The 20,521-nt window shown below is 69.7% G+C and carries 15 protein-coding genes; 8 read left to right on the forward strand and 7 right to left on the reverse strand.

The features are described 5' to 3' along the window. Positions 1-15: 15 nt before the first annotated feature. Both OG844_RS17305 and OG844_RS17310 read left to right on the forward strand, forming a co-directional pair. On the forward strand, positions 16-1,029 hold the full coding sequence (locus OG844_RS17305; RefSeq protein ID WP_406391283.1) for a DUF4349 domain-containing protein: 1,014 nt from the start codon (positions 16-18) through the stop codon (positions 1,027-1,029). Positions 1,030-1,074: 45 nt separating this feature from the next. Further along, positions 1,075-2,457 (forward strand): FAD-dependent oxidoreductase, encoded by a 1,383-nt coding sequence (locus OG844_RS17310; RefSeq protein WP_406391285.1) that lies wholly within the window; start codon positions 1,075-1,077, stop codon positions 2,455-2,457. Between the two features lie 80 nt (positions 2,458-2,537). Here the strand turns inward: OG844_RS17310 and hemE are convergent, their stop codons facing one another. Beyond that, positions 2,538-3,608 (reverse strand): uroporphyrinogen decarboxylase, encoded by a 1,071-nt coding sequence (gene hemE / locus OG844_RS17315; protein ID WP_406391287.1) that lies wholly within the window; start codon positions 3,606-3,608, stop codon positions 2,538-2,540. A 90-nt stretch (positions 3,609-3,698) separates the two neighbouring features. On the opposite strand from hemE, the gene OG844_RS17320 reads away from it, so the two are divergent. The 6 genes from OG844_RS17320 (at position 3,699) to OG844_RS17345 (ending at position 11,756) form a co-directional block, all read left to right on the forward strand. Continuing rightward, positions 3,699-4,358, forward strand: a complete 660-nt coding sequence (locus OG844_RS17320; RefSeq protein ID WP_406391289.1) for a DUF3000 domain-containing protein — start codon at positions 3,699-3,701, stop codon at positions 4,356-4,358. Positions 4,359-4,576: 218 nt separating this feature from the next. Beyond that, positions 4,577-5,239 (forward strand): response regulator transcription factor, encoded by a 663-nt coding sequence (locus tag OG844_RS17325; protein ID WP_033300087.1) that lies wholly within the window; start codon positions 4,577-4,579, stop codon positions 5,237-5,239. A gap of 114 nt (positions 5,240-5,353) precedes the next feature. Further along, entirely contained in the window at positions 5,354-6,634 is a 1,281-nt protein-coding gene (locus OG844_RS17330) for an HRDC domain-containing protein (protein ID WP_406391291.1), read from the forward strand. A 370-nt stretch (positions 6,635-7,004) separates the two neighbouring features. Beyond that, on the forward strand, positions 7,005-8,225 hold the full coding sequence (locus OG844_RS17335) for an acetyl-CoA C-acyltransferase (protein ID WP_351180318.1): 1,221 nt from the start codon (positions 7,005-7,007) through the stop codon (positions 8,223-8,225). Continuing rightward, complete coding sequence (locus tag OG844_RS17340; RefSeq protein WP_406391293.1) at positions 8,222-10,351, forward strand: 3-hydroxyacyl-CoA dehydrogenase NAD-binding domain-containing protein; 2,130 nt, start codon at positions 8,222-8,224, stop codon at positions 10,349-10,351. The genes OG844_RS17335 and OG844_RS17340 overlap by 4 nt, the downstream gene beginning before the upstream one ends. 298 nt (positions 10,352-10,649) lie before the next feature. Continuing rightward, complete coding sequence (locus OG844_RS17345) at positions 10,650-11,756, forward strand: LCP family protein (RefSeq protein ID WP_406391294.1); 1,107 nt, start codon at positions 10,650-10,652, stop codon at positions 11,754-11,756. 149 nt (positions 11,757-11,905) lie between these two features. Here OG844_RS17345 and OG844_RS17350 read toward each other — a convergent pair whose 3' ends face one another. The 6 genes from OG844_RS17350 to OG844_RS17375 form a co-directional block, all read right to left on the reverse strand. Next, positions 11,906-13,375: an amino acid permease gene (locus OG844_RS17350; protein ID WP_406396170.1), complete on the reverse strand. Its 1,470-nt coding sequence runs from the start codon at positions 13,373-13,375 to the stop codon at positions 11,906-11,908. 301 nt (positions 13,376-13,676) lie between these two features. After that, positions 13,677-15,590 (reverse strand): 1-deoxy-D-xylulose-5-phosphate synthase, encoded by a 1,914-nt coding sequence (gene dxs / locus OG844_RS17355; protein WP_406391296.1) that lies wholly within the window; start codon positions 15,588-15,590, stop codon positions 13,677-13,679. A gap of 172 nt (positions 15,591-15,762) precedes the next feature. Further along, the gene (locus OG844_RS17360; protein ID WP_351179668.1) at positions 15,763-17,040 is read right to left on the reverse strand and encodes an ABC transporter permease subunit; all 1,278 of its coding nucleotides are present in this window, start codon (positions 17,038-17,040) and stop codon (positions 15,763-15,765) included. Beyond that, positions 17,037-17,825: an ATP-binding cassette domain-containing protein gene (locus tag OG844_RS17365; RefSeq protein ID WP_351179665.1), complete on the reverse strand. Its 789-nt coding sequence runs from the start codon at positions 17,823-17,825 to the stop codon at positions 17,037-17,039. Before OG844_RS17365 ends, OG844_RS17360 begins: the two co-directional genes overlap by 4 nt. 191 nt (positions 17,826-18,016) lie before the next feature. Beyond that, entirely contained in the window at positions 18,017-19,129 is a 1,113-nt protein-coding gene (locus OG844_RS17370) for a substrate-binding domain-containing protein (RefSeq protein ID WP_351179662.1), read from the reverse strand. 119 nt (positions 19,130-19,248) lie between these two features. Then, on the reverse strand, positions 19,249-20,448 hold the full coding sequence (locus OG844_RS17375) for an ROK family protein (protein ID WP_406391298.1): 1,200 nt from the start codon (positions 20,446-20,448) through the stop codon (positions 19,249-19,251). Positions 20,449-20,521: the final 73 nt, after the last annotated feature.

Raw genomic sequence — 20,521 nt, forward strand, 5'->3', positions numbered from 1 at the left:
CTGGGGGGACGCGTTATGCATATCGAACGCCACACGGACATTCATCCACCCGCCCATGTCCTCCGACGCCGCTCACGCGCGGCCCTGGCCGCCGGACTGCTCGTGGTGCTGCTCGGCACCGGTGCGTGCGGTGCCGGCAGCGGTGCCGATTCGCAGAGCAAGGGCGTCGCGGCCGACCAGAAGCAGGGGGCGCCGGGCGCGGAGGGGGCCGCCCAGGCGGACGCGGACGGCGGGAAGTCCGCGGACGGGGCTTCCTCCGCGCCGAAGCCGGGCAGCGCGATCGCCGTGCACGTCATCCGCACGGCGACGCTCGTCGTCGAGGTGAAGAGCGTGCCGAAGGCGGTCACCGCCGCCCGCAGCGCCGCGGAGGGCGCCGGGGGGCTCGTCGCGGACGAGACCACGGAACGGCTCGACGACACGCACGACGTGTCCCATCTCGTCCTGCGTGTCCCGCAGGACGAGTACGACGCGGTCCTGCGCAAACTCGCGGGCTCCGGGAAGCTGTTGTCCCGTACGTCGAACGCGAAGGACGTCACCGGCCAGGTCGTCGACGTCGAGAGCCGTATCGCCACCCAGCGGGCGAGCGTCAACCGGGTCCGCGCGCTGATGGACCAGGCCACCAGGCTCACCGATGTGGTGACCCTGGAGGGTGAACTGAGCAACCGCCAGGCCTCCCTGGAGTCACTGCTGGCCCAGCAGGCCTCCCTCAAGGACCGCACCTCGCTGGCGACGATCACGCTCGAACTCAGCGAGCCGTACGGGCGGGACGAGGATCCCGAGGACGAGGACACGGGCTTCCTGGACGCGCTGGGCGGCGGCTGGGACGCGTTCGTGACGATGCTGCGGTGGATCGCGGTCGCCCTAGGCGCCACCGCGCCGTTCCTGGCCGCCGCGGCCGTCCTGGTGCTCCTGTGGCGACTTCTGCGCGGGCGCCTGCCGCGCCGCCGTACGTCGGCCCGGGCGCCCGCACAGGCCCCCGCGGCCGCGCCGGGGGCGGCATCAGGTCCGGAGGTCCCACCGGCCCCGTGAGCGCCGTAGCGTGGGCTCCCTGACACCACGGCGAAGGGACCCGGCATGGCAGCGGAGCGACTTGTGGTCATCGGGGGCGACGCGGCGGGCATGTCCGCCGCGTCGCAGGCCCGCAGGCTCAAGGGTCCGGACGAACTGGGCATCGTCGCCTTCGAGCGGGGCCACTTCACCTCGTACTCCGCGTGCGGCATCCCGTACTGGGTCGGCGGCGACGTCGGCAAGCGCGACGACCTCGTCGCCCGTACGCCCGAGGAGCACCGGGCCCGCTCGATCGACCTGCGCACCCGCACCGAGGTGACGGAGATCGACGTCGCCGGCCGACGGGTGCGGGCCCTGGACCGCGAGAGCGGCGAGACGTACTGGACCGGCTTCGACAAGCTGGTGATCGCGACCGGAGCCCGGCCCGTGCGCCCCGGGCTTCCGGGCATGGACGCTCCCGGAGTGCACGGGGTGCAGACGCTCGACGACGGACAGGCTCTCCTGGACTCGCTGGACCGGGCCCCGGGGCGCCGGGCCGTCGTGGTCGGCGCGGGATACATCGGCGTCGAGATGGCCGAGGCGATGCTGAAGCGCGGTTTCGAGGTGACGGTGCTCAACCGGGGCACACAGCCCATGGCCACGCTCGACCCGGACATGGGCCGCCTCGTCCACGACGCGATGGACGGCCTGGGCATCACGACCGTCAACGGCGCCGCCGTCACCGGGATCCTCACCGGCGAGGACGGCCGTGTCACGGCGGTCGCGACGGAGGACGGCACCTACCCCGCCGACGTCGTGGTGCTCGGCATCGGCGTCGAGCCGGAGACCGCTCTGGCCCGCGCCGCCGGTCTGCCGGTCGGTCCGCACGGGGGGCTGCTGACGGATCTGTCCATGCGGGTCGTGGGCCACGACACCATCTGGGCGGGCGGCGACTGCGTCGAGGTGCTCGATCTGGTGGCGGGCCGCACCCGGCACATCGCCCTGGGCACCCATGCCAACAAGCACGGCCAGATCATCGGCTCCAACGTGGGCGGCGGCTACGGCACGTTCCCCGGTGTCGTCGGTACGGCGGTGAGCAAGGTGTGCGACCTGGAGATCGCCCGGACCGGGCTGCGCGAGAAGGACGCGCGCGCGGTCGGGCTGCGCTACGTCACGGCGACGATCGAGTCGACGGGCCGGGCGGGCTACTACCCGGGAGCGAAGCCGATGACGGTGAAGATGCTTGCGGAGTACCGCACCGGCCGGCTCCTGGGGGTGCAGATCGTGGGCCGCGACGGGGCGGCCAAGCGTGTGGACGTCGCGGCGGTGGCGCTGACCGCCGGTATGACGGTGGAGGCCATGACGGCGCTGGACCTCGGCTACGCCCCGCCGTTCTCGCCGGTCTGGGACCCTGTGCTGGTGGCCGCCCGCAAGGCGGTGACCGCCGTGCGGGAGGCGGGCACGTCCTGAACCGCGGACGGCCCGGCCGCGTCCTCCCGTGGAGGACGCGGCCTGCCGGAGCCCCGGGCTGCTGCTGCGCCGCGCCCGAGTCAGCGCGCCGTCTGCTCGTGCACGTACGCCACGAGCCGCGTCAGCGCGTCCGGATCGGTCGTCGGCATGACTCCGTGGCCCAGGTTGAAGACATGGCCCTCGAGCCCGGCGGCGGCGTCGAGCACCTCACGGGTCTTCGCCTCCACCGTCGCCGTCGGCGCGAACAGCACCGCCGGGTCGAGGTTGCCCTGCAGTGCCTTGCCGGGGCCGACCCGTCGAGCGCCCTCGTCCATCGGCACGCGCCAGTCGACGCCCACGACGTCCGCGCCCGCCTCACCCATCAGTCCGAGCAGTTCGCCGGTGCCGACGCCGAAGTGGATGCGGGGGACGCCGTATCCGGCGACGGCGTCGAACACCTTCGCGGAGGCCGGCATGACGGAGCGGCGGTAGTCGGCGGGTGCGAGCGCGCCGACCCAGGAGTCGAAGAGCTGGACCGCCGAGGCGCCCGCCTCGATCTGGACCTTCAGGAACGCACCTGTGATCTCCGCGAGCCGGTCGAGCAGATCGGCCCAGAGCTCCGGGTCGCCGTACATCATGGCCTTGGTGCGCTCGTGGTTCCGCGACGGACCGCCCTCGACGAGGTAACTCGCGAGAGTAAACGGCGCACCGGCGAAACCGATGAGCGGCGTGGCACCCAGTTCGGCCGTGAGCATGCCGATGGCCTCGGTGACGTACGAGACGTCCTCGGGCGTGAGGTCGCGCAGCCGGGCGAGATCGGCGCGGGTCCGGACAGGCTCGGCGATCACCGGGCCGATGCCGGGCTTGATGTCGAGATCGATGCCGATGGCCTTGAGCGGGACGACGATGTCGCTGAAGTAGATGGCGGCGTCGACCTTGTGACGGCGCACGGGCTGGAGCGTGATCTCCGTGACCAGCTCCGGCATCATGCAGGAGTCGAGCATCGCGATGCCCTCACGGACCTTCAGGTACTCGGGCAGCGAACGCCCCGCCTGGCGCATGAACCAGACCGGCGTGTGCGGTACGGGCTCGCGCCGGCACGCCTTGAGGAACGCCGACTCATGGGTGGCGGATGTCGTCTGCGGGCCCGAGGGGCCTTCGTTGGCACTCACACCAGAATCTTCGCATGAAGCGGGTACGGAGCCGCCCCGGCCGGGTGTCCCTCCCTGCGCGAGGCTCCGGTTCCGCCTACTCTTCCCCGCATGGCTCCGGCTCAGGGACAATTCTCCGATCATTCCGATGGCGCTGACACCAAGAAGAGTGCGGAGGGTGATTCCGTCCCACCCGCGTTCCGGTCGGCTGTCGATGCGCTCCGCTCCGCGCGTCTGCGACCCGAACTGGAGGTGGAGCCGACACGACCGCCCCAGCGGCTCGCCCCGCATGCGTACGCACTGGAGGCCGCGGTCGTCGACGGAGAGGACGATCTGGCCGACGGCCGCCTCGTGCTGCTGCACGATCCGTCCGGGCACGACGCCTGGCAGGGCACCTTCCGCCTGGTGACGCTCGTGCGGGCGGAACTGGAACCTGAGATGGCGGCCGATCCGCTGCTTCCCGAGGTGTGCTGGTCCTGGCTGACGGGTGCGCTGGACGCGCGTGGGCTGTCGTACGGCGAAGCCGGCGGCACGGTGACCCGCGCCGGATCGCACTACTTCGGCGCGCTGTCGGAGAGGCAGCCGGCGACCCAGATCGAGATCCGGGCCTCCTGGACGCCGCGCGAGGGGCGCGGCGGGGTTCCGGACGTGGCTTCGCACCTGGTCGCCTGGGGTGACCTGCTCTGCCAGATCGCCGGCCTGCCGCCGTCGGGAACGTCCGACGCGGCGGTGGTGACCCTGCCTCAGCGGCGCGGTCCGCAGGTGTCGTAACACCGCGTCGCCCCAGGGAGAGCCGGTCACACAGAGGCCGGCTCTCTTTTCGTACAATCGATCGCGCGTCCTATTTGCCCGAATTGTTACTCATCAAATCGTGATCTTCCTCTAAAGGAGGACGGGTCTGCTGCCGAAGAGGTCAATGACCCTTCAAGCACGGTTCGCCCCGGCTTCATCCCCGAGCCGGCCCGTCCCGCCACTCCCCAGGAGGCCTGGTGTCCGTTCTCCTCGAGCAGCCCGCAAGCCTGGTCGCCTACCGCCCGAACAAGCCGACGGCCATGGTCGTCGTGGCCGACCCGCGCGTCCGTTCCACCGTCACCCGCCATCTGTGGGCACTCGGAGTACGTGACGTCATCGAGGCGTCGTCCATCGCGGAGGCCCGCCCCCGCGTCGGCAACCCCCGCGACATCTGCGTTGCCGACGTCCACCTGCCCGACGGTTCCGGGCTGACCCTGCTGTCCGAGACCCGAGCCGCCGGCTGGCCGAACGGCCTCGCCCTCTCCGCAGCCGATGACATCGGCGCCGTTCGCAACGCCCTCGCGGGCGGCGTGAAGGGCTACGTCGTCACCGGTACCCGCACCAACATCGGTCACCCCACCCGCCCCGGCGTCGCCCCGATCGGCGCCAATGCCGCCCGTATGCACCGTCGGCCCCCCGGTTCCCCGAGCCACCCGGGCGGCTACCGCGAACTGTCCGGCCGTGAGGTGGAAGTACTCCGCCTGGTCGCCGAAGGCCAGTCCAACAAGGCCATCGGCGTCTCCATGGGCCTCTCCGCCCTCACCGTCAAGAGCCACCTCGCCCGCATCGCCCGCAAGCTCGGCACCGGAGACCGAGCAGGAATGGTCGCCGTCGCCCTGCGCACGGGCATCATCCACTGACCCCGGTCCCGCGGTGCGCGCACAGATGCGTACCAGGCCGGTTTACGTGCATCATCGCCCGTCGACGGAAGGTTCCGTCGGCGGGCGCCGTACATACACAGATACCCTTGGCATGTGACCGACGCCCAAGAGACCGCAGCAGACACCTCACTGCGAACCACCGGGGGCGCTCCCCCGGACGACGTCGCCCCGGCGCCGATCCCCTTGCTCGAGCCGCGCGAGGGCATTCCCCCGGTGGTGGCGACCGACGACGCGCTGGCCGAGGTCATCGCGGCCTTCGCCACGGGCACCGGCCCCGTCGCCGTCGACGCCGAGCGTGCGTCCGGCTATCGCTACGGACAGCGCGCCTATCTCGTACAGCTGCGCCGCGAGGGTGCGGGTAGCGCGCTGATCGACCCGGTGGGCTGCCCGGACCTGTCGGGTCTCGGCGAGGCCCTCACCGGCACCGAGTGGATCCTGCACGCCGCCACCCAGGACCTGCCCTGTCTTCGCGACATAGGCATGGTCCCCACCTCGCTCTTCGACACCGAGCTCGCCGGGCGCCTGGCGGGATTCCCGCGGGTCGGCCTCGGCGCCATAGTCGAGAACGTGCTCGGTTACGCCCTGGAGAAGGGCCACTCCGCGGTCGACTGGTCCACCCGCCCGCTGCCCGACCCGTGGCTGCGCTACGCCGCGCTCGATGTCGAGCTGCTGGTCGACCTGCGCGACGCCCTGGAGGAGGAGCTGGACCGGCAGGGCAAGCTGGAGTGGGCGCGGGAGGAGTTCGACGCGATCGCCTCGGCACCGCCCGCACCCCCGCGCAAGGACCCGTGGCGCCGCACCTCAGGCATGCACAAGGTGCGCCGGCGCCGTCAGATCGCGGTCGTACGGGAGCTGTGGACGGCCCGCGACCAGGTCGCGCAGCGCCGTGACATCTCCCCCGGCAAAGTGCTCGGTGACGCCGCGATCGTCGAGGCGGCCCTCGCCATACCGGTCAACGTGCAGGCCCTGACCGCGCTGCCCGGTTTCGGCCACCGCATGGGCCGCCGTCAGCTGGAGCAGTGGCAGGCGGCCGTGGACCGGGCCAAGGAACTGCCCGACTCCGAGCTCCCGCAGCCCGGCCAGCAGCCCGCCGGACCGCCGCCGCCCCGTTCCTGGGCGGACAAGGACCCGGCCGCCGCGGCCCGGCTGTCTGCGGCCCGCACCGCGGTGTCGGAACTCGCCGAGCGGCTGCACATGCCCCAGGAGAACCTGATCACCCCGGACACCGTGCGCAGGGTCTGCTGGGAGCCGCCCAGGAACCTCACCCCGGACGCGGTCGAGAGCGCCCTGGCCGGGCACGGCGCGAGGCACTGGCAGATCGAGCAGGTCGGCCCGCTGCTGCTGCGTGCCCTGGGCGCCGGCGCGAGCGCCTGACCGCTCACCCCTTGCACTCCTGAACACCCCTGGCCTCCGGGCCGGGGGTGTTCTGTTCGATTGCGCCGGCATCGGGGGACGGCTGAGGCACGGGGGCTGCGGGGACTTCGGTGGCTGTGCACCCGTGGAGCCGGTCGCACCGCACCGTGCGAGGAGCGAATTCACGCCACGTTCGCGGCCCGGATCGCGGCCGTACAGCTCCCCACGCGCCCCTCCGCCGTACGCGGCCCGTCGACTTCCGGCATGTGACCTTCGCCGCTCCGGCCGTGGGGACTGGGCAGTCTGGTTACCCGCAAGTAGCATGAGGGTGGCGGCGCGCTCCTGGCGCGCCCCGCAGCAGTGCCATCCCGCACCCTGGAGGAGAGCCACCGTGCCTCGTACCATCCGGGACGTCGTCTTCGTCGACGGCGTCCGCACCCCGTTCGGCAAAGCGGGCCCGAAGGGCATCTACCACGAGACCCGCGCCGACGATCTCGTCGTGAAGGCCATCCGGGAGCTGCTGCGCCGCAACCCGGACCTGGACCCCGCCAAGATCGACGAGGTCGCCATCGCCGCGACCACGCAGATCGGCGACCAGGGCCTCACCCTCGGCCGCACCGCCGGAATCCTGGCCGGTCTGCCGCAGTCGGTCCCCGGCTACTCGATCGACCGCATGTGTGCGGGCGCCCTGACCGCCGTCACCGCGACGGCCGGTTCCATCGCGTTCGGCGCGTACGACGTCGTCGTCGCCGGTGGTGTCGAGCACATGGGCCGCCACCCGATGGGCGAGGGAGTGGACCCGAACCCGCGCTTCGTGTCGGAGAAGCTGGTCGACGAGTCCGCCCTGTTCATGGGCATGACCGCGGAGAACCTGCACGACAGGTACCCCACGATCACCAAGCAGCGCGCCGACGAGTACGCGGTGCGTTCGCAGGAGAAGGCCGCGAAGGCGTACGCCAACGGCAAGATCCAGCAGGACCTCGTGCCGGTCTCCGTGCGCCGCACCAACGCGGAGGCCGGGGAGACGGGCTGGGGCCTGGTCACCGCCGACGAGCCGATGCGTCCGGGCACCACGATGGAGTCCCTGGCCGGTCTGAAGACCCCGTTCCGCGCCCACGGCCGCGTGACGGCCGGCAACGCGGCGGGTCTCAACGACGGCGCCACCGCCTCGCTGCTCGCGGCCGAGGACGTCGCCCGCGAGCTGGGCCTCCCGGTCAAGATGCGCCTCGTGTCGTACGCCTTCGCGGGCGTCGAGCCGGAGGTCATGGGCTACGGCCCGATCCCGGCGACCGAGAAGGCCCTGTCCAAGGCGGGCCTCTCCATCTCCGACATCGGTCTCTTCGAGATCAACGAGGCCTTCGCCGTGCAGGTGCTCGCCTTCCTGGAGCACTACGGCATCGCCGACGACGACGCGCGCGTCAACCAGTACGGCGGCGCGATCGCCTACGGCCACCCGCTGGCCTCCTCCGGCGTCCGCCTCATGACTCAGCTGGCCCGCCAGTTCGAGGAGCAGCCGGAGGTCCGCTACGGCCTGACGACCATGTGCGTCGGCTTCGGCATGGGCGCGACGGTCGTCTGGGAGAACCCGAACTTCAACGGAGGCAACAAGTGAGCTCCACCACTGAGCTTCTGAAGGGTGCGGCCGAGCTGTTCCCCGGCGAGGTCGTCACCCAGGCGCACGTACGCCACCTGGAACTTCCGGCCGGTGCGGGCAACTTCGCCCTCATCACGCTGGACAACGGCCTGGACCACACCAAGCCGACCACCTTCGGACCGCAGTCGCTGGCGAACCTGAACGCCGCCATCGACCAGGTCGAGAAGGAGGCCGCCGAGGGCACGATCACCGGTATCGGCATCACCGGCAAGCCGTTCATCTTCGCGGTCGGCGCCGACCTCAAGGGTGTCGAGCTGCTCAAGGAGCACAAGGACGCGCTGGCCATCGGCAAGGGCGGCCACGACGTCTTCCGCCGGCTGTCCGGCCTCGCGGTCCCGACGTTCGCGTACTACAACGGCGCGGCCATGGGCGGCGGTGTCGAGGTCGGTCTGCACTGCTCGTACCGCACCGTCTCCAAGGCGCTGCCCGCGTTCTCGCTGCCCGAGGTCTTCCTCGGCCTGGTCCCCGGCTGGGGCGGCTGTGCGCTGCTTCCCAACCTGATCGGTGCCGACCGCGCGGTCTCGGTGATCATCGAGAACTCTCTGAACCAGAACCGCCAGCTCAAGGGCAAGCAGGTCTTCGAGCTCGGGATCGCCGACGCACTCTTCGAGGGCGCGGACTTCCTGGAGCAGTCGCTGATCTGGACCGCGTCCGTGCTGAACGGCTCGCTCACGGTGGAACGCCCGGAGATCGACCGCGGGGAGGCCTGGGACCAGGCCGTCGCCCGCGGCAGGGCCATCGCCGACTCCAAGGTGCACGGCGCGGCCCCGGCCGCGTACCGCGCGCTGGAGATCATCGCCGCGGCCAAGGACGGCGACCTGAGCGCCGGCTTCGACGCCGAGGACCAGGCCCTCGCGGACCTGATCATGGGCGGCGAGCTGCGCTCCGGGATCTACTCGTTCAACCTGGTCCAGAAGCGCGCCAAGCGCCCGGCCGGTGCCCCGGACAAGGCCCTGGCCCGTCCGGTCACCAAGGTCGGCGTGGTGGGCGCGGGTCTGATGGCCTCGCAGCTCGCCCTGCTCTTCCTTCGCCGCCTCGAGGTGCCGGTCGTCCTGACCGACATCGACCAGGCCCGCGTCGACAAGGGTGTGGGCTACGTCCACGCCGAGATCGAGAAGCTGCTCGGCAAGGGCCGCATCAACCAGGACAAGGCCAACCGCCTCAAGGGCCTGGTCTCCGGTGTGCTGGACAAGGCCGAGGGCTTCTCCGACGCCGACTTCATCATCGAGGCCGTCTTCGAGGAGATCGGCGTCAAGCAGCAGGTGTTCGCGGAGGTCGAGGCGGTCGCCCCGGCGCACGCGATCCTCGCCACCAACACCTCGTCCCTCTCGGTCACCGAGATGGCGTCGAAGCTGAAGAACCCCGAGCGGGTCGTGGGCTTCCACTTCTTCAACCCGGTCGCGATCCTCCCGCTCCTGGAGATCGTCCGCGGCGAGCTGACCGACGACGCCTCGCTGGCCACGGCCTTCGGCGTCGCCCGCAAGCTGAAGAAGACCGCGGTCCTGGTGAAGGACGCCCCGGCGTTCGTCGTCAACCGCATCCTCACCCGCTTCATGGGCGAGATCCAGAACATCATCGACGAGGGCACCTCGGTCGAGACCGCGGAGAAGGCCATCGAGCCCCTCGGTCTGCCGATGTCCCCGCTGGTGCTGCTGGAGCTGGTGGGCCCGGCGATCGGCCTGCACGTCTCCGAGACCCTGAACCGCGCCTTCCCGGAGCGCTTCACCGTCTCCGAGAACCTGGCCGCGGTGGTCAAGGCCGGCAAGCGCGGCTTCTACGTCTACGACTCCGGCAAGCCGGAGCTGGACCCGGAGGTCGCCGCCCTCCTCAAGCAGGGCGGCACCGTCCTGTCCGAGGAGCAGGTCCGCCACCGCGTCCTGGACGCGGTGGCGCAGGAGATCGGTCTGATGCTGGACGAGGGCGTCGTCGCCGAGGCCCAGGACATCGACCTCTGCCTGATCACCGGCGCGGGCTGGCCCTTCCACCTGGGCGGCATCACGCCGTACCTGGACCGCGAGGGCGTCTCCGAGCGGGTCACGGGCAAGAAGTTCCTGGCGCAGGGCGTGGCGAGCGTTCCGGCGTAACCGCGCACTTCTGACACGGACGGGCCGCACGGGGATCTTTTCCCCGTGCGGCCCGTCCGTGTGTGCGGAGCGGGGCCCGCGAAGCCTCGCCCACATCGACCAGGTCGTTCGGGCGAAGTCGTTCGACACGTCACCCGCATCATCCGCCCCATGTTCACTTGGCTCATATGTTCCAACGCTCGCCTGTTCTATAATGCTCGGTCAGTCGAACTTTTTTACGGACCGGCAAAGCCCCCCACCCGGGTCCCAGTTACTCCCCTGCCCGCAACGGGCAACGAGATTTGAGGACTCGAGCACGATGAGCCACGACCAGAGCACACCCGGCCCTCGCAACGGTTCCTCGGCTTCGCGAGCGGGAGGCCGTGGCCTCAGGAAGGAACGCAGGCGCCGCCGCGGCCTCAAGATCGCTCTTGGCGTCCTGCTCGTCCTGCTGCTCGCCGGCGGCGGCACGGCGTACTGGATGTACCAGGACCTCGACGGCAACATCAAGGGCGTCGACATCAACAAGGCGCTCGACGAGAAGGACCGCCCCGAGAGGCTCCCCACCACCGGGCAGAACCTGCTGGTGCTGGGATCGGACTCCAGGGCCGGGGCGGAGAACAAGGAGCTGGGCGGTGGCGGCAGCGTCGGCGGCGCCCGGTCCGACACCGCGATGGTGGTGCACATACCCGAGGGCCGGACCGAGGCCGTCGCCGTGTCCATTCCGCGCGACACCCTGGTGACCCGTCCGCAGTGCAGCAAGGCCGACGGTTCGAAGGTGCCGTCCGCCGAGCGCGTGATGTTCAACTCCGTGTACTCCCAGGTCGGTCCGGCCTGTGTGGTCAAGACCGTGGAGAAGATGTCCGGGGTCCGGATCGACCACTACCTGGAGATCAACTTCGCCGGGTTCAAGGATCTGGTCGACGCGATCGGCGGCGTCACCGTCGAGGTCGAGGAGCCGATCCGGGACAAGGCCTCCGGTCTCGACCTGGCCGCCGGTTCGCACAAGCTCAACGGCACCGAATCCCTCGCCTACGTCCGGACCCGGCACGGGATCGGTGACGGCAGCGACCTCGGACGGATCGGGCTCCAGCAGCAGTTCCTGCTCGCGCTGCTGACCGAGATCAAGTCTCAGGACCTGCTCGGCAGTCCGACGACCGCGTACAAGATCGCCAATTCGGCCACCAAGTCGCTCACGACGGACGAGGAGCTCGCCTCCCTGACCTCGCTCAGCGAGTTCGCCCAGTCGATGAACGGTGTCGACCCCGGTTCCATGGAGACCATCATGCTGCCGGTGGCATACGACAAGCAGGACCCGAACCGCGTGGTGGCCTCGGAGCCGCAGGCCGGCGAGCTCTGGAAGGCGATCCGCCAGGACGGCACGATCCCCGAGTCCGCCAAGAAGTCCCCGGCGACCGGCGGCTGATCCCGCCTCGTCCTCGAGGGACCGGCACGGGGCGACCGCGGTCCGATCCGGCCGGTTCCGGAACAGCAGCGGCCGCAGTCGTACGGGACCCGGTGGACGGGTCCGCGTACGACTGCGGCCGCGGCCGCGTCATGGGGGGCCGGGCAGGGTCAGGAGATCTTGTCCTTCTGCATACGGCTGTTCCGGCGCCCGTACAGGAAGTAGACGGCCACGCCGATCACCATCCAGATCGCGAACCGGAGCCACGTCTCGGCCGGCAGGTTCAACATCAGCCACACCGAGGCGGCGACGGAGACGATCGGGAGCACAGGCACCCAGGGGGTGCGGAAGGCCCGGTGCAGGTCGGGGCGGGTGCGGCGCAGGACGATCACGCCGAGGGCGACGACCACGAAGGCGAAGAGCGTGCCGATGTTCACCAGGGTCGCGAGCTCGTTGATGCTCGTGAATCCCGCCACGATCGCGATGACCACGCCGAGCAGGATGGTCGGGCGGTACGGGGTGCCGAAGCGCGGGTGCGTCACCGAGAAGAACCGCGGGAGCAGCCCGTCACGGCTCATCGCGAAGAACACCCGGGTCTGGCCGAGGAGCAGGATCATGCAGACCGTGGTGAGGCCGACCGCGGCGCCGAAACTGATGACGCCCGCGTAGAAGGGGTGGCCGACGGCCTTGAAGGCGTCCGCGAGCGGGGCGCTGACGGAGAGTTCGGAGTAGTGCTGCATGCCGGTGACCACGAGCGACACGGCGACGTAGAGCACGGTGCAGATGAGGAGCGAGGCCAGGATGCCGCGCGGCATGTCCCGCTGGGGGACCTTGGTCTCCTCGGCCGCGGTGGCCACGACGTCGAAGCCGATGAAGGCGAAGAAGACGACGGAGGCGGCGGTGAAGATGCCCATGATGCCGAAGTTCGTCGGTTCGTAGCCGAACATCAGCTGGATCAGCGGGGCGTCCAGGCCCGAACCGGATTCCTGCGGCACCGCGTCGGGGATGAACGGCGAGTAGTTGGCCGACTCGATGAAGAACAGGCCCGCCACGATCACGATGCCGACCACGGCCAGCTTGATGGCGACCACGACCGTCGTCACCCGGGCGGAGAGCTTCATCCCGAGCACGAGGATGACCGTCAGGATCAGGACCAGGGCGAAGGCCAGGATGTCGAAGCCGAATCCGTCCGTCGCGTCGGGACCGGAGAGCGCCTCGGGCATCGTCCAGTCGACATTGTCCATGAGGGAGCGGACGTAGCCGGACCAGCCGACCGCCACCACCGCCGTGCCCAGGGCGAATTCGAGCACCAGGTCCCAGCCGATGATCCAGGCGACGAGTTCGCCGAGGGAGGCGTACGCGAAGGTGTACGCGGATCCCGCCACGGGAACGGTGGAGGCGAATTCGGCGTAGCAGAGTGCGGCCAGGGCGCAGACGATACCGGCGGCCACGAAGGCGAGAGCGGTCGCGGGGCCCGCGGTCTCCTTGGCGACCTTGCCCGTGAGGACGAAGATCCCGGTGCCGATGATGACACCCACTCCGAAGACCGTGAGGTCCAGCGCGGAGAGGGATTTCTTGAGCGCGTGGTCCGGTTCCTCCGTGTCCCTGATCGACTGTTCGACCGTCTTCGTCCGAAACAGTGTGTTCACCGGTCTGCCTCCGTGATCGTCCGTCGCCGCGTCCTCGCGCTACCCGAATCACGGTCATGATCGAGACGACGCGCGGCTGAAGGGAGGCTGAAGGGGGCGATTCACCCGATGGGGCACGGGAGAGGGAAGTTCTCTCGGCCGAACGGAGTATCGCGGGCACACACGGCACCCGGGCGCGCCCCCGCCGGTGAAGGCGCCCACGGGACGCGCCCCCACCCCCCGGTGCCCACATGACTGCGCCCCTCGCTCCGTACGGAGCGAGGGGCGCAGTCGGAGTGCCGGCCGGCGCGGGTCAGTCGCGCACGGGCTCCACGGCCCGGCTCTCGTACCGGCCGTCCAGCTTGGCGACCAGTCCGGTGACCTGACGGGCGATGTCCGGTGCGGTCAGGCCGATCTCTGCCATGACCTCCTTGCGGGAGGCGTGGTCCAGGAAGACCGGCGGGATTCCGAAGTCGCGCAGGGGTACGTCCACCCCGGCGTCCCGCAGGTTCTGGGCGATGGCGGAGCCGACGCCACCCGCCCTGCTGTTGTCCTCGACGGTGACGACGACGCGGTGCTGTGCGGCGAGCGGGGCGAGCGCCTCGTCGACGGGCTTGACCCAGCGCGGGTCGACCACCGTCGTGGAGATGCCCTGGGCGTCCAGCAGCGCGGCGATCTCCAGGCACATCGGGGCGAGCGCGCCGACGGAGACCAGGAGGACGTCCGGAGCGTCCGTGCCCGCGTGGCGCAGCACGTCCATGCCGCCGACCGTGCCGACGGCCTTGACCGCCGGGCCGACCGCACCCTTGGAGAAGCGGACGACGGTCGGCGCGTCGTCGACGTCGACGGCCTCGCGCAGCTGGGCGCGGACCTGGTCGGCGTCGCGCGGGGCGGCGATCCGCAGGGTCGGCACGCACTGCAGTATCGACATGTCCCACATGCCGTTGTGCGAGGCGCCGTCCGTACCGGTGACTCCGGCGCGGTCCAGGACGAAGGTCACACCGCACTTGTGCAGGGCGACGTCCATCAGGACCTGGTCGAAGGCGCGGTTGAGGAAGGTCGCGTAGACCGCGAAGACGGGGTGGAGTCCACCGGTGGCGAGGCCCGCGGCGGAGACCGCGCCGTGCTGCTCGGCGATTCCGACGTCGTAGATCCGGTCCGGGAAGGCCTCCTCGAACCTGCCGAGGCCCACGGGCTGGAGCATGGCCGCGGTGATCGCGACGATGTCCTCGCGCTCGTGGCCGAGCTTGACCATCTCCTCGCCGAAGACCGAGGTCCAGTCGAGACCGGAGGTGGAGATGGGCAGGCCGGTGTCGGGGTGGATCTTGCCGACGGCGTGGAAGCGGTCGGCATCGTCCTGGAGGGCCGGGGTGTAGCCGCGGCCCTTCTCCGTGAGGCAGTGGACGATGACCGGGCCGCCGAAGCGCTTGGCACGCGTCAGCGCGGATTCCAGGGCCTCGATGTCGTGGCCGTCGATCGGGCCGACGTACTTCAGGCCGAGGTCCTCGAACATGCCCTGCGGGGCGATGAAGTCCTTGAGGCCCTTCTTCGCGCCGTGCAGGGTCTCGTACAGCGGCCTGCCGACGACCGGCGTGCGCTCCAGGAGGTCCTTGCCGCGGGCCAGGAACCGCTCGTACCCGTCGGTCGTGCGCAGGGTGGCGAGGTGGTTCGCGAGGCCGCCGATGGTCGGGGCGTAGGAGCGCTCGTTGTCGTTGACGACGATGACGAGGGGGCGGTCCTTGGCTGCGGCGATGTTGTTCAGCGCCTCCCAGGCCATGCCGCCGGTGAGCGCGCCGTCACCGATGACCGCGACGACGTGGTCGTTCTTCTTCAGGACCTCGTTGGCCTTGGCGAGGCCGTCGGCCCAGCCGAGGACGGTCGAGGCGTGCGAGTTCTCGATGACGTCGTGCTCGGACTCGGCGCGGGACGGGTATCCGGAGAGGCCGCCCTTGCTCTTGAGCTTCGAGAAGTCCTGCCGGCCGGTGAGCAGCTTGTGCACGTAGCTCTGGTGGCCGGTGTCGAAGAGGACCTTGTCCTGCGGGGACTCGAACACCCGGTGCAGGGCGATGGTCAGCTCGACCACGCCCAGGTTCGGGCCGAGGTGGCCTCCGGTCTTGGACACCGCGTCGACGAGGAAGGTGCGGATCTCCTCGGCGAGCTGGTCCAGCTGCTCGAGGCTGAGCCGGTCCAGGTCGCGCGGTCCCCCGATGCGGGTCAGCAGGTCCACCCGTGCCTCCTTGCGTTTGAGCTGGTCGAGCGTGCCGATCCGATGAGTCTAATGTTCCGTCGGCGGCATCCGTCATCGGGCGGCGCTTTGGTCCGCCCGGCGGCGCGTCGCGACGGACGCGCCTGTGCCCGGCATCACGGGGACGCCGGGCACAGGTGTGCAGGTACGACGGTCAGGCGCGGCCTGCGGTCTTCTGCGTCTTGCGGGTGACGGAGTCGATGACGACCGTGATGAGAAGAACAGCGCCGGTGATCATGTAGTTGATCGGTGTGGCGATGCCTTCCAGCGCGAGGCCGTACTGGATCGAGACGATCACCATGACACCGAGGAGCGCGTTCCAGGTGCGGCCCCGGCCTCCGAAGAGGCTGGTGCCGCCGATGACGGCCGCGGCGATGACGTTCATCAGGAGGTCGCCGCCCCCGGAGCCCTGGTTGGCCGCCGCGATCTTGGAGGCCCAGAACAGGCCCCCGATCGCCGCGAAGGTCCCGGCGATGGCGAAGACCGAGATGCGGATGGCGGTGACGTTGATACCGGCGCGGCGGGACGCCTCGACGCTGCCGCCGAGCGCGAAGATCTTCCGCCCGTAGGAGGTGCGGCGCAGGACGAAGTCCGTACCGACCAGGACTATGAGGAAGAGGACCAGGGCCAGCGGGAGACCGCGGTACTGGTTGAACATGAACGCCGCGCCGAAGCCGAACGCCGCCAGGATGACGGTGCGGACCACGATGTCGACGAGCGGCCGCGACGGGACGCCCGCGGCCTCACGGCGGCGGGTGTCCAGGAACGCGGAGAGGAAGTAGGCGATCACCGCGACGGCGGCGAGGCCGTAGGCGGCGGCGACGTCCGCGAAGTAGTACGTGGTCAGCTTGCCGACGACGCCGTCGCTGTCCAGGTTGATCGTGCCCGTGTCACCGAGGAGCTGGAGCATGAAGCCCAGCCAGAACAGCAGACCGGCCAGGGTGACGGCGAACGCGGGGGCGCCGATCCGTGCGAAGAAGAAGCCGTGGATGGCGCCGATGACCGCGCCGCTGACGATCGCGACGAGGACGGCGAGCCACTCGTTCATACCGTGCGTGACGCTGAGCACGGCGACGACGGCACCCGAGACACCGCTGACGGAGCCGACCGAGAGGTCGATCTCCCCGAGCAGCAGCACGAAGATGATGCCGACGGCCATCATGCCGGTGGCCACCATCGTCACGGTGATGTCGCTGATGTTCTTCGCGGAGAGGAACTCGGAGTTCAGGCTCTGGAAGACCACGCCGATGATGATCAGGCCGATGATCACGGGGATCGAGCCGAGGTCACCACCCCGTATCTTGCGCTTGAACTCGGTGAGGTAGCCGCCGAAGCCCTGCTCCCGCACGAGGAGCCGGGGGTCGACCGCGGTGTCGGCGCCCTTGGCCGCCTCCGGGTTGACCACTGGGGTGGATGTCTTGTGCCTGGTCACTTCTGGGCCTCCGCGTTGCGCGCCGCACGACGGGTCACGGCGTTCTCCGTGGCACCCGTGATGGCGGAGATGATCTCTTCCTGCGAGGTGGTCTTCACGTCGAAGACCCCGTTGTTCCGGCCCAGCCGGAGCACGGCGACCTTGTCGGCGACGGCCTTCACATCGGCCATGTTGTGGCTGATGAGGATGACCGCGTGACCGCGCTCGCGCAGCCGCTCGACGAGGTCGAGGACCTGTGCGGTCTGCTCGACACCGAGGGCGGCGGTGGGCTCGTCCAGGATGACGAGCTTGGGGTCGCCCAGCATCGAGCGGGCGATGGCGACGGTCTGTCGCTGACCGCCGGAGAGCGAGGCGATCGGGATGCGGACGCTGGGGATGCGGATCGACAGCGTGCTGAGGAGCTCGCGGGAGCGCCGCTCCATCTCGACCTCGTCGAGGATTCCGAACTTGCGGAGCTCCCGGCCGAGGTAGAGGTTGCCGACGACGTCGATGTTGTCGCAGAGCGCGAGGTCCTGGTAGACGGTCGCGATCCCGAGATTCTGGGCGTCGTGCGGCTTGTTGATCTGAACCTGCCGACCGTCCCACTCGATGACTCCGTCATCGATCGGGTGGACCCCGGCGATCGTCTTGACCAGCGTTGATTTTCCGGCTCCGTTGTCACCCACCAGGGCGACCACCTCACCGGCGTGGACCTCAAGCTCTACGTCGGTGAGCGCCTGGACGGCACCGAATCGCTTGGAGACCCCTCGCAACGCCAACACGGGCGTAGCGGACACGTGAACCATCTCCTTCGCCGCCTGACCCGGCGGGGGTACCGCGCCGCCCGAGGGGCACGGTGGTTGAGCAGAAGAATAAAAACAGCGGAAATGTCCGTCCGGCGCCCCGCCCGTAGCGGGACATGTGATGGGCGGGGCACCGGACAGGCTTCGGGTGCAGGCCTCGCGGGGCGCCTTTGGCGGGCGCCCCGCGGTGGGGCCTACTTCAGACCGGCGGCGTCGCAGGCGGCCTTGTACTTGGCCGTGCAGATCTCGTCGATCGTGTAGATGCCGTCCTTGATGACGGTGTCCTTGATGTTGTCCTTGGTCAGCGAGACGACCGGGACGAGGACGCTGGCGATGCCCTTCGTGCCGGCGTTGTCGACCTTGGACGTGGCGATGGTGTCGAGCTTCTCGCCCTTGGCGAGCGCGACGGCCATCTCCGCGGCGACGACACCCTCCTGCGGGTACGGCTTGTAGACGCTCATGAACTGCTCACCGGTGACGATGCGCTGGACACCGGCGAGTTCGGCGTCCTGGCCGGTGACCGGCGGGAGCTTGGAGAGACCGGCGGACTTGAGGGCCTGGATGATGCCACCCGCCATGCCGTCGTTGGCGGAGTAGACGCCGGCGATCTTGTCCTTGCCGAGGGCCGTGATCGCGCCCTCCATGTTGGCGTTGGCGTTCTCCGGCTTCCACTCCTTGGTGTCGTACTCCTTGCCGTACGTCACCTTGCCGTCGAGGACGGACTTGGCGCCCTTCTTGAAGAGCGCGGCGTTCGGGTCGGTGATCGACCCGTTCATCATCACGATCGTGGGCTTGCTCGCGGAGCCCAGGGCCTCCAGCAGGGCCTTGCCCTGCGCGCGGCCGACCTCTTCGTTGTCGAAGGAGGTGTAGGCGTCGATCGGGCCCTCGGCGAGGCGGTCGAAGGCGACGACGGGGATGCCCGCGTCCTTGGCCTTCTTCACGCTGTTCTCGATCGCCTTGGCGTCGACCGCGTCGACGATCAGCGCGTCGACCTTGTTCGTGATCATGGTGTCGACCTGCTGCGCCTGCAGCGTGGCGTCCTGCTTGGCATTGGCGTAGACAACCTCGCCCTTGCCACTGGTCAGCTCGCTGACCTTCTTCTCGATGATCGGCTTGTCGAACTTCTCGTAGCGGGCTGTGACGTTCTCGGGCAGAAGCAGCCCGATCTTGATTGCGTCACCCTTCTTGCCCGACTCCGTGTTGGTCGTCTTGTCGCCGGACTCCTTGGCACTCCCGCAAGCAGCGAGCGAGACGGCCATGGTGGTGGCGGCAACGGCAACGGCGGCACGACGCATACGCGTGTTCATTTCGAACCTCCCTGACGAGGCCGCGACGTTGCGGCCGAGGTGGGTTGGAGTCAACTCGGCCACGCCGTCAGCGTCAAGGAGTAAATCCTTAACGAGATGACAACGGTGCCATTCGTTATCTAAGTGAAGGCAGGCGTCCCGGCGGGGGTCGTGCTCTCCAAAAGGGTTGAATCGCCCATCTCGCTGAGAACGAGGGCCAGCGCCCCCAGCACTTCTGCCCTGCCGCCGAGCGCTCCGGGCAGCACCGAGAGCTGTCGCGCGGCACTGGGGATCGCGTACCGGGAGACCGAGTCGCGGATGGGTCCGAGCACCAACTCGCCCGCCTCGGCGAGTGATCCACCGAGCACCACCCGGCTGGGATTGAGCAGGTTGCAGAGGTTGGCGACACCGCTCCCGATGTGCCGCCCGACGTCCCCGATCACCCTGCGGCATCCCGGATCGCCCTCACGGGCCAGCTGGACCACCCGCTCCATGGTGAGTTCGGGCCCGTGGCTGGGCTGCAGAAGGGGCAGGACGTACCGTGCGGCGGTGAAGGTCTCCAGGCAGCCGCGGTTGCCGCAGCGGCACACAGGGCCCGATTCGTCGAGCGTGATGTGCCCGATCTCGCCGGCCGTGCCGCCGGGCCCGCGGTAGATGGTTCCGTCGATCACCAGACCGGCGCCCACACCGCTCGCGACCTTGATGTACGCGAGGTCCTTGACCCCCCTGCCGCTGCCCCAGACCAGCTCCCCCAGGGCTCCGAGGTTGGCATCGTTGTCCACGTACACGGGCACGCCGAGGCGGCCCGAGAGCTCCTGGCTGGGGTTGATGCCCGTCCAGCCCGGCAGGATCGATGTGGAGCCCAGCGTGCCGGACTCCACATCGATCGGGCCGGGAACGCCGAGGCCCACCCCGATCACCTTGCCCGGGCTGATCCCGGTCGTCTCGATCAGCCGGTTGACCAGCTGTTCCGCCCGTCCGAAGCCCTCCGCCGACGAGGCGTCGACGTCCAGCGGCTCGGATTCCTCCGCCAGTACCTGGTGGGCGAGGTTGCCGATGGCCACGCGAAGGTGAGTATGTCCGAAATCTACCCCGATGACAATGCCCGCGTCCCCGCTGAGGGAGACGCTCCGGGCGCGGCGTCCGCCCGCCGAGGTGGGGGTCACCTCGACCGTGCCGCCGTCCTTCAGTTCTCGAACGATGTTGGAGACAGTGGCCGCGGAGAGGCCCGTACTCCTGGCGATCTCCGCCTGGGTGAGCGAACCCGCCATACGCACGGCACGCACAACCCGCTCAAGGTTGGCGCGATGCAGAGATGTCTGCGACCCCGGAGTCTCCATTGACCCACCCTTATCCGTGGTCCGCGTCACCCTGGGTGACCGAACCTTGTACAAGTTATGAACTCCAAAGCTC

The sequence above is a fragment of the Streptomyces sp. NBC_00887 genome, assembly GCF_045207585.1.